The organism is Citrobacter sp. wls714 (genome assembly GCF_005281025.1).
Taxonomy (GTDB): domain Bacteria; phylum Pseudomonadota; class Gammaproteobacteria; order Enterobacterales; family Enterobacteriaceae; genus Citrobacter; species Citrobacter werkmanii.
In genome coordinates this window covers 1-12,100 of record NZ_SZWZ01000071.1, presented here as the reverse complement: position 1 = coordinate 12,100, position 12,100 = coordinate 1, and the positions used below count along the sequence as shown (strand labels likewise).

At 49.2% G+C, this 12,100-nt stretch carries 10 protein-coding genes, 1 tRNA gene and 1 rRNA gene; 3 read left to right on the top strand and 9 right to left on the bottom strand.

Going from position 1 to position 12,100, the window contains the following annotated elements; translation table 11 throughout:
- The first annotated feature begins 35 nt into the window (after positions 1-35).
- Positions 36-111, top strand: a tRNA-Thr gene (locus FDX11_RS15545).
- Between the two features lie 38 nt (positions 112-149).
- A 5S ribosomal RNA gene (rrf, locus tag FDX11_RS15540) occupies positions 150-265 on the top strand.
- Between the two features lie 104 nt (positions 266-369).
- Here the strand turns inward: rrf and FDX11_RS15535 are convergent.
- From FDX11_RS15535 to FDX11_RS15505, 7 genes are all read right to left on the bottom strand, one after another.
- The gene (locus tag FDX11_RS15535) at positions 370-1,128 is read right to left on the bottom strand and encodes an amino acid ABC transporter ATP-binding protein (RefSeq protein WP_038634423.1); all 759 of its coding nucleotides are present in this window, start codon (positions 1,126-1,128) and stop codon (positions 370-372) included.
- Positions 1,129-1,135: 7 nt separating this feature from the next.
- Entirely contained in the window at positions 1,136-2,239 is a 1,104-nt protein-coding gene (locus tag FDX11_RS15530) for an amino acid ABC transporter permease (RefSeq protein WP_137398184.1), read from the bottom strand.
- Between the two features lie 9 nt (positions 2,240-2,248).
- On the bottom strand, positions 2,249-3,430 hold the full coding sequence (locus FDX11_RS15525; protein WP_042311364.1) for an amino acid ABC transporter permease: 1,182 nt from the start codon (positions 3,428-3,430) through the stop codon (positions 2,249-2,251).
- A 69-nt stretch (positions 3,431-3,499) separates the two neighbouring features.
- Positions 3,500-4,525, bottom strand: a complete 1,026-nt coding sequence (locus tag FDX11_RS15520) for an amino acid ABC transporter substrate-binding protein (RefSeq protein WP_038634415.1) — start codon at positions 4,523-4,525, stop codon at positions 3,500-3,502.
- 459 nt (positions 4,526-4,984) lie between these two features.
- Complete coding sequence (locus FDX11_RS15515; RefSeq protein ID WP_003025292.1) at positions 4,985-5,206, bottom strand: lipoprotein; 222 nt, start codon at positions 5,204-5,206, stop codon at positions 4,985-4,987.
- Between the two features lie 271 nt (positions 5,207-5,477).
- Positions 5,478-8,591 (bottom strand): efflux RND transporter permease subunit, encoded by a 3,114-nt coding sequence (locus tag FDX11_RS15510; RefSeq protein WP_042311363.1) that lies wholly within the window; start codon positions 8,589-8,591, stop codon positions 5,478-5,480.
- Between the two features lie 11 nt (positions 8,592-8,602).
- Positions 8,603-9,763, bottom strand: a complete 1,161-nt coding sequence (locus FDX11_RS15505; RefSeq protein WP_061382543.1) for an efflux RND transporter periplasmic adaptor subunit — start codon at positions 9,761-9,763, stop codon at positions 8,603-8,605.
- Positions 9,764-10,177: 414 nt separating this feature from the next.
- Between FDX11_RS15505 and envR the strand changes: the two genes are divergently transcribed.
- A complete protein-coding gene (envR, locus tag FDX11_RS15500; protein WP_047026429.1) occupies positions 10,178-10,834 on the top strand; it encodes an acrEF/envCD operon transcriptional regulator in 657 nt (218 codons plus the stop codon).
- A gap of 34 nt (positions 10,835-10,868) precedes the next feature.
- On the opposite strand, the gene FDX11_RS15495 is transcribed toward envR, so the two are convergent.
- Positions 10,869-11,033, bottom strand: coding sequence for a DUF2556 family protein (locus tag FDX11_RS15495; protein ID WP_032940702.1), 165 nt, complete (start codon positions 11,031-11,033; stop codon positions 10,869-10,871).
- An 82-nt stretch (positions 11,034-11,115) separates the two neighbouring features.
- On the bottom strand, positions 11,116-12,000 hold the full coding sequence (gene yhdJ / locus FDX11_RS15490) for an adenine-specific DNA-methyltransferase (RefSeq protein ID WP_042311358.1): 885 nt from the start codon (positions 11,998-12,000) through the stop codon (positions 11,116-11,118).
- Positions 12,001-12,100 lie beyond the last annotated feature (100 nt).

The window sequence follows — 12,100 nt, the reverse complement described above, 5'->3', positions numbered from 1 at the left end:
GAGAGTAGGGAACTGCCAGGCATCAAATTTAGTGTGCTGATATGGCTCAGTTGGTAGAGCGCACCCTTGGTAAGGGTGAGGTCCCCAGTTCGACTCTGGGTATCAGCACCAGTTTTTCGGTTAAAGTTCGGCGCTTAGAAAAGAATTTGTCTGGCGGCTGTAGCGCGGTGGTCCCACCTGACCCCATGCCGAACTCAGAAGTGAAACGCCGTAGCGCCGATGGTAGTGTGGGGTCTCCCCATGCGAGAGTAGGGAACTGCCAGACATCAAACAAGTGAAAAGGCCATCCGAAAGGATGGCCTTTTTGCGTTATGCTTCTTGCTAACCTGTAAGCCCGGTATGCGCAACGCCACCGGGCAAAACAGAAGATTAATGAATCACCTGCGACAGGAATGCCCGCGTACGTTCTGACCTGGGATTGGCAAAAAACTCATCTGGCGGCGCCTGCTCCACAATCTCGCCAAGATCCATGAAGATCACGCGGTCGGCCACCGTGCGGGCAAATCCCATTTCATGGGTAACGCACAGCATAGTCATACCCGATTGCGCCAGACCGATCATGGTATCAAGCACCTCTTTCACCATTTCTGGATCCAGCGCTGATGTGGGTTCATCAAACAACATAATTTTAGGTTTCATACATAACGAACGTGCAATGGCCACACGCTGCTGTTGCCCGCCAGAGATTTGCCCTGGATATTTATGCGCATGTTCGGCAATGCGAACCCGTTCAAGGTAGTGCATTGCCAACACTTCAGCCTCTTTTTTCGGCATTTTTTGCACCCAGACTGGTGCCAGCGTACAGTTTTGCAGGACCGTCAAATGAGGAAAGAGGTTGAAGTGTTGAAAGACCATGCCAACTTCCTGCCTGACGCGCTCAATATTGCGAATGTCTTCATTGAGTTCAATCCCATCTACCACAATACGTCCTTGCTGATGTTCTTCCAGATGGTTAATACAACGGATAGTTGTCGATTTACCCGAGCCGGAAGGACCGCATAAGACGATACGCTCTCCTTGTTTTACCTGCAGATTGATGTTTTTCAAAACGTGGAACTGTCCGTACCATTTGTTGACGTTTTCCAGCGTAATCATCGCGTCAGTAGACGGCCTTAATAATTGGTTCATAAATTCCTCAGTGCGGTGTACGCCCGGTATTAAAACGTTTTTCCAGATGTTGGCTGTAACGCGACATACTGAAACAAAAGATCCAGTAAATCAGTGCGGCAAAAACATATCCTTCAGTCGACATACCCAGCCATGCAGGATCCACGGTTGCTTGCTGCACGCTGCTGAAGAGATCAAACAGGCCGATGATGATGACCAAACTGGTATCCTTGAACAGGGCAATAATCGTATTAACCAAACCAGGAATAACCAGCTTGAGAGCTTGTGGAAGAATGACCAACCCTTGGGTTTTCCAGTACCCCAGGGCCAGTGATTCAGCCGCTTCATACTGACCTTTTGGCAAGGCCTGTAATCCCCCACGAACTACCTCTGCAACATAGGCTGACTGGAAAAGAATGACACCGACCAGGGCCCGGATAAGCTTGTCGATACTGGTCCCCTCCGACATAAACAGAGGGAGCATGACAGAGGACATAAACAGGACGGTGATCAACGGTACGCCGCGCCAGAACTCAATAAAAATGACGGATAAAATCCGAACGATTGGCATATGAGAACGACGTCCCAATGCCAGTAGAATCCCCCACGGGAGTGCACCCGCAATACCGACGGATGCGATGATAAGCGTCAGCGTTAACCCGCCCCACTGCCGGGTTTCTACCCGCTCAAGTCCGAGAAAACCACCGTACATCAACCACCAGACCACCAAAGGATAAAGAACTGCCCAAACGGCGATATAACGACCACGGTGGGGAATGATTTTCCAGAACATGGGAACGATTGAGACCAGGCCAATCAGCAGGGCCAGATTTATGCGCCAGCGCTGATCGTGTGGGTAAAGTCCATACATGAATTGTCCGAAGCGTTCATGAATGAACACCCAGCAGGCCCCCGCTTTGGTACAGTCAGCTCGGGTAGAGCCTATCCAGTTGGCCTGAAAAAATACCCAGTTCAACAGCGGTGGAAGGAAGGACCAAATTAGCCACACGCATAGCAGCGTGAGCAGGCTATTTGACCAAGTGGAGAACAGGTTTTTGCGAACCCAGAAGAGACAGCGGCTTGCCGGGTTACTGCTCTGGCGCGAGGGGTGAGACAGTAGTACTTTTGTCATCATGGCTCCTTAGCGCTCGATCAGTGCGATACGACGGTTATAAATATTCATCAGGAGAGAAATGCTCAGGCTGATGATCAGGTACACCGACATCGTGATGGCAATAGTTTCAATGGCTTGTCCCGTTTGATTGAGTACCGTGCCAGCAAACAGGGAAACCATATCCGGGTAGCCAATGGCGGCAGCGAGCGATGAATTTTTAACGATATTCAGGTACTGACTGGTTAGTGGAGGAATGATGACGCGCAGCGCCTGCGGGATGATGACCTGGCGGAGCGTCACCGGATTTGGCAAACCCAGAGAGCGTGCTGCCTCATGTTGGCCATAAGGAACAGCCTGAATTCCTGCCCGAATAATTTCTGCAATAAACGCTGAGGTATACACTGAAAGCGCCAGCGTCAGAGCCGCTAGTTCAGGTATAAGCACCATCCCGCCACGGAAGTTAAAACCACGTAGCTCGGGGATATCCCAGTGAAGGGCCGCGCCAAAAAACCATTGTGAAATCATCGGTAAAAACACGAATAATGCCAGAGCTGTGGGCCAGGTACGGCGTAACTGACCGGTTTTGATCTGGTGCATTCTGTTGAAGCGAAGTAGCCCGAAGGTGACAGCGATGGCAATAAGGACCGCAGTACAAAAGGCAAAAAGACCTTCTCCCATTTGCGGTGCCGGAATATACAGCCCCCGGTTGCTCAGAAACATCAAATCCAGCGCGTTTACGGCCTGACGTGGGCCGGGTAGGTTACGTAATACGGCAAAATACCAAAAGAAGATCTGCAATAGCGGCGGGATATTGCGGAACGTTTCGATATAGACCGTGGAGAGCTTTCGCAATAACCAGTTATCTGACAGGCGTGCCAGCCCGAGAAAGAAACCGAGAAATGAAGCGAAGACGATACATAGTGCGGAAACTAACAGCGTATTAAGCAGGCCGACCAGGAACACGCGGCCATAGGTATCGCCTTGCTCGTAATCAATCAGATGCTGGACGATACCAAATCCGGCGCTGCGGTCGAGAAAAGAAAATCCCGAGGTAATACCGCGACTGCTCAGGTTATTAATCGTGTTATGAATGAGATAGACCGCAATGCTAATGACCGCAATGACGGCGAGTATTTGGAATAACCAGGCGCGGACCGCAGGGTTAGAAAAGGATAGCGATCCTTTTACGGTTGAGCGGCGATGAAGCATAAGAAAACCTCGGTAACAATGGCTCTGGGCTGAGCGCCGCAGCTGCGGCGCCCGTTACATCACTTTGCATTAGCGCACCGGTGGCGCATATTGAATGCCACCGTTGTTCCAGAGGTTGTTCTGTCCACGTTTGATCTTCAACGGACTTTCCGATCCAACGTTACGTTCAAAGATCTCCGAGTAGTTACCTACCTGCTTAATAATGTTATAAGCCCATTTGTTATCAAGCTTCAGATCCTTGCCATAATCCCCTTCTTTACCTAGCAGATGCGCCATATCCGGCGTTGCAGGATTAGCCGCTTTTTCATCAACGTTTTTCGAGTTAACCCCCATCTCTTCCGCGTTCAGCATGGCGAACAGCGTCCAGCGAACAATGGAGAACCATTCATCGTCGCCACGACGTACAACCGGACCTAACGGTTCTTTAGAAATAACTTCTGGCAGGACAATCCATTCTGCAGGATTGCTCAGCTTGATGCGCAGGGCATACAGCTGAGACTGGTCGGAGGCCAGCGTATCACAACGTCCTGATTCCAGAGCCTTGGCTGATTCATCCGAGCGGTCAAAGGTGACAGGGGTGTACTTCATATTATTGGCTTTAAAGTAGTCAGCCACGTTCAGTTCGGTATCGGTTCCTGCCTGAATACATACCGTTGCGCCATCCAGTTCTTTCGCGCTCTTCAGGCCGGCTTTATTGTGGGTAAGAAAACCAATGCCATCGTAATAGGTTACGCCAGTGAAAGACATGCCCATACCTGCATCACGAGAGGAGGTCCATGTGGTATTACGCGAGAGCATGTCGACTTCGCCAGACTGTAACGCGGTAAAACGTTCCTTGGCGGTGAGTGGGGTATATTTTACTTTGGTATCATCACCAAATACGGCGGAGGCAACGCCTCGGCATACGTCGACATCAATACCTGAAAACTTACCGCTCGCATCGGCGTAAGAGAAGCCAGGCAACCCGTCACTGATCCCGCATTGCACAAACCCTTTTTTCTTTACGGCATCAAGTGTTGCGCCGGCATGCGCCTGATTTGCTATCGCAAGGAGCACGCCGGCCGCAGCCAGGCTGGCTATTATCATCTTTTTCATAGAGCATCCTGTGTGGAGGAATTATTGTTATGAAAACGTTCTGAAAACGTCTTTTACCGGTCTGTGGCTTTGGCCATACTCTTTTAAGCAAAGGTAGTGCCAGGTTTTTGCGCACGATTATTCGACGCAATATGCAGAGTGTAGACAGGAAAAAATAAATGCAGCGCCCTGAAGTGGTGCAAAATTGAAACGTAAGCCACATTTCAGCGCAAAAATTTTAAAATTAGACAGGACGCGTGATAACGATTTCGGACGTTAATATTGATCGCGTGAGAATAATGAAAAGAAAACGTGGTGTAACCAAGAACAGGAAAAATGCTAATTTCAAATCGTGGATATGTGAGGGATATCTATAACAATTTTATTATTTAGAAAGGGCGATAAACCAACGTTTTGTCTTATATGTGAATTTCATTTTTATTGCTAAAAGCGCGGTAGCTACCGCGCTTTTAAGAAGAGTTATTTGGTCAGGGCAACTATCCCAAGCGTCAATCCGGCAACGGCGGCTGCGCCACCGGCGATGGCACCGGCTGTTTCCCAGTTATCCTGCGTGGTGCCTTTCATACAGGTATTGGTATGGACCAGGCGTCCCTGATCGTCGTATACAGGTACGCAAGGAGAATCGTGTGCACAACCGGCAAGAAACGCGGTAAGCAATGCAACGGATATTAATCTTTTCATGGTGTTACCTCAAAAATAAGCGTTTCGCTAATTGAGCAAAGACAAGCGCTAAGCCATCTGCGAACTCGGTCATTATTTTACCACCTCTTAAAAAAAGACTGACAGAAGGAATAATCTCAATTCATGTGGATTGTAAAAATAATGGATAAAAAGAAAGGTTGCGGGCGGGTTTTAATGACCGACTTAAATGAAATAAATGGCTATCTTATTAATAAACAAAGAGAGAGTGTACCGATGAAAAAGGCGTCCGTAGACGCCTTTATTTTACAAATTAATCAGTGTGCCGACTAAAACGCCGTCTGACGACAACGAAGAAGACGGGAACGAAGAAGATCGCCAACAATGTTGCGGTTAGCATTCCCCCCATTACACCTGTGCCGACCGCATTCTGTGCACCGCTACCCGCTCCGTGGCTGATAACCAGAGGCATAACCCCCAGAATAAATGCCAGGGATGTCATCAGGATAGGGCGAAGACGCATGCGGGATGCCTCCAACGTCGCTTCGATCAGCCCTTTACCCTCTTTATCCATCAGGTCTTTGGCAAACTCGACGATCAAGATGGCGTTTTTAGCCGAGAGACCGATCGTGGTTAGCAACCCAACCTGGAAATACACGTCGTTATTCATCCCACGTAGCGATGCTGCTAACAGTGCGCCAACCACGCCAAGCGGTACAACCAGCATCACCGAGAACGGAATTGACCAACTCTCATACAATGCGGCAAGGCAAAGGAAGACAACGATGAGCGAGATAGCATACAGCGCAGGCGCCTGGTTCCCTGAGAGTCGTTCCTGATAGGACATACCCGTCCAGTCATGGCCGATACCGTTAGGCAGTTTCTCCGCCAGGCTTTCCATCAGCGCCATCGCTTCACCGGTGCTTCGGCCTGGCGCCGCTTCTCCTAACAGTTCCATAGAAGGCATACCGTTGTAACGTTCCAGACGTGGTGAACCGTAGATCCAATGTGCGGAACTGAACGTGGAGAACGGTACCATTTCGCCATTGGCGCTACGAACATACAGATTATTGATGTCTTCCGGCAACATACGGAATTTGGCATCTGCCTGTACGTACACTTTTTTCACGCGGCCACGGTCAATGAAGTCATTGACGTAATAGCCACCCAGCGCAGCGGAGATGGTTTCATTAATATCGGACAGCGAGACACCAAGGGCCTGAGCTTTTTCCTGATCGACATCCAGCTTGAACTGGGCGGTATCCTCGAGTCCGTTTGGACGCACGCGAACCAGCAGGTCAGGGTGTTTAGCAACCATACCCAGCAGTTGGTTACGCGCTTGTGTTAACGCGGTATGCCCCAGCCCGCCCTGGTCAATCAGCTCGAAGTCGAAGCCGGTTGCGGTACCCAGTTCAACAATGGCTGGCATGTTGAAAGGGAACACTAAGCCGTCACGAATCTGGCTAAACGCACGGGTTGCTCTGGCGATAATCGATTCAACGTTATTCTCGTCGCCACTGCGTTCTTCCCAGGGCTTGAGGCTGACAAACGCCATCCCTGAGTTTTGCCCTTGCCCGCTGAAGCTAAAGCCGTTAACCGTAAAGACGCTTTCGACGTTGGCTTTCTCGTTGTTCAGGTAGTAATGCGTAACCTGATCCAGCACTTTCTGGGTTCGCTCTTGCGTTGCACCGGCCGGAAGCTGAATCATTGTCAGGAATACGCCCTGATCTTCTTCTGGCAAGAAGGAGGTTGGAAGGCGCATAAACAACACCGCCATCCCAATCACGATAATCAGGTAGACGACCAGGTAACGCCCGGTTTTACGCACAATACCGCTGACGCTATTGGTGTAATGATTGACGCTGTGATCGAATTTGGCATTAAACCAGCCAAAGAAACCGCTTTTATTCTCGTGATGTTCAGCCGATACCGGCTTCAACAGCGTTGCACAAAGCGCGGGAGTCAGGATCAGCGCTACCAGCACTGAAAGCGCCATTGCAGAAACGATGGTGATAGAGAACTGCCGATAGATAGCCCCGGTTGAGCCGCCGAAGAAGGCCATCGGGATAAATACCGCAGACAGCACCATGGCGATACCGACCAGCGCGCCCTGAATTTGTGACATGGATTTTTCTGTCGCCTCTTTGGGCGGCAGATTATCTTCCATCATCACACGTTCCACGTTTTCCACCACCACTATCGCATCATCAACCAATAGGCCGATGGCGAGTACCATGCCGAACATCGTCAGGGTGTTTATTGAGTAGCCAAACGCGGCAAGTACGGCAAATGTGCCCAACAATACAACAGGTACGGCAATGGTTGGAATGAGCGTAGCCCGGATGTTTTGCAGGAACAAATACATGACCAGGAACACCAGCACGATCGCTTCAAACAGCGTTTTTACCACTTCATGAATGGAGATGGTTACAAACGGGGTGGTGTCGTACGGATAGACCACCTTCATTCCCTGCGGGAAGAACGGTTGCAGTTCAACCAGCTTGGCTTTGATAGCGTTTGCGGTATCCAGCGCGTTTGCCCCGGTTGCCAGTTTGATCCCGAGACCGGATGCTGGTTTCCCGTTAATACGCGCGACTACGTTGTAGTTCTCACCCCCCAACTCGATGCGTGCAACGTCTTTCAGGTGAACGACCGAACCATCGCTATTCACGCGTAAAGTTACTTTGCCGAACTCTTCAGGGTCTTTCAGTCGCGTTTGCGCAATGATAGAGGCATTAAGCTGCTGATTAGGCAATGCAGGCGTACCGCCCAACTGACCGGCAGCAATCTGATCGTTCTGCACCTTCAACTGATTGATCACATCAACCGGCGTGAGCTGGTACTTATTCAACAAGTTTGCATCCAGCCAGATACGCATAGCGTACTGCGCACCAAACAGCTGCACGTCACCCACGCCATTCAGACGGCTGATTGAGTCTTTAACGTTCGAGGCGACGTAGTCGGAAATGTCATCCTGAGTGGTTTGTGGGTTGTCAGAAACAAAACCCGCGACCATCAAAAAGCTGCTACTGGATTTCTCGACGCTGATCCCCTGCTGCTGAACTTCTTGCGGCAGTAGTGGAGTGGCGAGCTGCAGTTTGTTTTGCACCTGAACCTGCGCGATATCGGGGTCGGTACCGGACTGGAAGGTCAGCGTGATGGTCACACTCCCGGCTGAATCGCTGGTGGAGGACATATACATCAGGTTATCGATACCGTTCATATTCTGTTCGATAACCTGCGTGACGGTATCCTGTACCGTTTGCGCATCCGCACCTGGGTAGGTGGCGGAAACCGATACGGCAGGAGGCGCGATGGTCGGGTACTGCGCCACGGGCAGTTGCATAATTGCCAGAGCACCCGCCATCATCAGAATGATGGCCAGTACCCAGGCAAAGATAGGACGCCTGATAAAAAAGTTAGCCATGTCCGGTTACCTTATTGGGCTTTCGTCGCAGGGGGTTCGTTATCGGCGGTTGCTTTAACCTGAACGCCAGGGCGTGCTTTTTGTAAGCCGCTCACGATAACTTTGTCACCGGGTTGCAGACCTTCGCTGATGAGCCATTTGTCGCCAATCGCTTGAGCGGCGACAACTGCCCGCGCTTCAACCTGGCTCTTGTCGTTAACGACCATCACGGTGGCATCGCCGCGAGGTGTACGTGTCACCCCCTGCTGCGGAACGAGAATGGCATTCGGCTGGACGCCTTCATCAATGCGAGCACGCACAAACATGCCTGGCAGCAGCGTGTGCTGTGGGTTAGGGAATACGGCTCTGAGAGTGATTGATCCGGTGCTTTCATCAACCGTCACATCAGAAAATTGCAATGAACCCTTGAGTGGGTATGCCTGACCATTTTCCATCACCAGCTCGACGGTACTGCTGGCGCTGTCTTTATGCAGACTGCCTTGTTCAATAGACTGCTTGAGGCGCATAAAGTCGTTACTGGACTGCGTCACGTCAACATAGATGGGATCGAGCTGTTGCACAGTAGCAAGCTCAGTTGCCTGACCATTCGTGACTAATGCGCCTTCGGTGACGTTAGATTTACCGATACGTCCGCTAATGGGCGATGTCACTTTGGTGTAGGCCAGGTTGATACGTGCGCTTTCGACTGCCGCTTTGGCCGCGATTACGGAGGCATCGGCCTGGCGGGCATCAGCAATTGCCTGATCGTACTCTTGCTGGCTGATGTACTTGGTGCCAACCAGCGGCACATAACGTTTTACCGTTAAATGCGCGATAGCGGCCGCCGCTTCACTCTTTGCCAGTTCGCCTTTGGCGCTGTCATAGTCAGCCTGGTAAGTCGCTGGATCGATCTGATAAAGCGATTGACCGGCTTCAACATCGCTACCCTCGGTGAAATTTCGTTTAAGTACAATTCCACTAACCTGAGGACGGACTTCTGCAATACGAAATGCTGTGGTGCGTCCGGGTAATTCGGTCGTCACGGCTAAAGGGGCCTTTTCGACGACATGGACAGTCACCTGCGGCTCTGCGGGATGTGCTTGTGTTTCTCCCTGATCGTTACAACCGGCGAGTAATGCAGCGGAGATGATGATGAATGAGGGCAGGAGTGAAAACCTGGCATTTTTCGTCATTTCTATTCCTTAAAAAACCGAACGCTCGTTATTAACCGAGTAACAATAGGGGTGATAACGCGCACAAGAAAAAATAATAGTTGGCTATCCTACAAATTATTAGCTTGCGATGTAAGCAATACTTATTTATGGGCGGGGTTCACGGCACATAAAAGCAAAAAAAGATTAATCAGCTACCGTTTCATTGTGATATTTATAGTAACACCATGATGCTGATAAATACATTTTGAAATGATCATCTGAATGGTGAATATATTTGTTTTGGTTATTTGTTTTATCTATTCGTGTGTAATGTCCGCAATTAAATACTTTAGACCTCGTCTAAATAAACGCTAAGTGATACATTTGTTCCAGATCGAAAATATTAGATAAGAAAGTTAATCATTCTCTACTCCAATCCAGATAGTCGGAATCATGGCCAGAAAAACGAAAGCGGATGCCCTCAAAACGCGACAGCACCTGATGGAAACGGCGATTGTACAGTTTGCCGCACGTGGCGTAGGTAATACGACGCTAAACGACATAGCGGATGCCGCCAATGTGACACGGGGTGCACTTTATTGGCATTTCGAAAATAAAACTCAATTGTTTAATGAGTTATGGTTACAACAACCTCCTTTACGCGATCTTATTCAGGACAAGCTTATTGGTCGTTGGGGTGATAACCCTTTACAGCGACTGCGTGAAAAATTTGTGGTGGGATTACAATATATTGCGGAGAACCCTCGTCAGCAGGCATTAATGCAGATTTTATATCATAAATGCGAATTCCATAAAGATATGATATCAGAGCAGGCCATTCGCGATAAAATAGGTCTCAGCCACCAAAGTATTCGCGATTCTCTCCAACGATGCATAGATGAAAATTTGATTGCCACCAGCTTGGATTTAGACGTTATCATCATTATTTTGCATGGTAGCTTTAGCGGAATAATAAAAAACTGGTTAATGAATCCAGAGAGTTATGATCTGTATGGGCAAGCGCCAGCATTAGTTGATAATGTATTAAAAATGTTAAGCCCGGACGGCTGCGTAATGCAATTAATGCAGAGTGAAAACCAGGTTGGGTAGTCTAGCCGCCAGGGCCTGACGGCTGTCGACGGTGCTAGTCGAGATCGGCGCAGTTGACCAGTTTTAGGGGATTCACTGAGTTCATATTCCGACATTTGTCGTGCTCTGTTGTCATCAGTTCTATCCACTGGATGAGCAGCGCATCAAAAAGAAAAACGAAGACTGCAAAAACAACCAGCCACCAATACTTGCGAATCATTGCTAAATCCTGTGTATTCATGCCCAAGCTTGCAGGGAATATACACGAAATCAGTAAGCTGAAAAGCAGACTTACAATGCCTTTACTTTGCCGAAAGAGCGCCACTGTTTGCCGTTAATCGGCTCTTTTTGGACAGGTTTTTTGTCTTACGTTTTTTCACTTTTGCAAGTTCAGTCTCTGAAAAATGAGAACCGATACTCAGTCTTCTGAGCCCCATTTTTACGTACTCAGCATTGATTTCAATACCGACAAATTTGCGACCTAATTCCACTGCGGTAGCGCCGGTTGTAAAGCTGCCGGCAAACGGATCCAGCACTTTGTCATCCGGGTTGGAGGAAGCCAGAATGATGCGTTCCAGGAGGGCTTTGGGTTTTTGAGTGGGGTGATTTTCGTATTCGTCCATCAGATAGCGAACGCGGGGAAAATCCCAGACATTGCCAGGTACTTTTTTCTGATTGTAAGGTTGGGGCGGATTCTTTCTGTAGTCTATTAGCGCACGTTTAGCGCCCGTTTTAGCTTCAACCAGAACATCATTACGATTAAACGTGTAGTTTTTCTGATCTTTGACCATCATCAGGATCGGTTCATACATCGAACCAAAGTAGTTTTTAGCCTGTACCCCTGAGCTATCATATGACCACACGATACGGCTTTTGATGGTAAAAAGCTGGCGACATTTGAGGTCGATGTACGGCATGTTCTCCGTACTGTTCATGATGTACATGCTACCGTGTGGTTTGAGAATGCGATGGCACTCGTCAATGCATTCAAACAGCCACGCCAGAAAGGTCTCTTCGTCCCAGGATTCCACCATCCCGTCAAAGTCTTTGCCGATGTTATAAGGTGGGTCGGCAAAAATGAGATCGATGCTTTCAGCGGGTAGCTTTTTTAGCTCAGTCAGCGCGTCACCCAGGATTATCTTTTTAGATTCATCGCCAAAGTAGACAGGTTCACATCTTGCGTTCATCGCCAAAGCCTCCCGTGTGACGTTAATAAAAAAGGCGCTTCCCCATGCCGAGTAGCGCCTTTTAAAACAAACATTTAACTGATTAGTATCAGTTCATGCC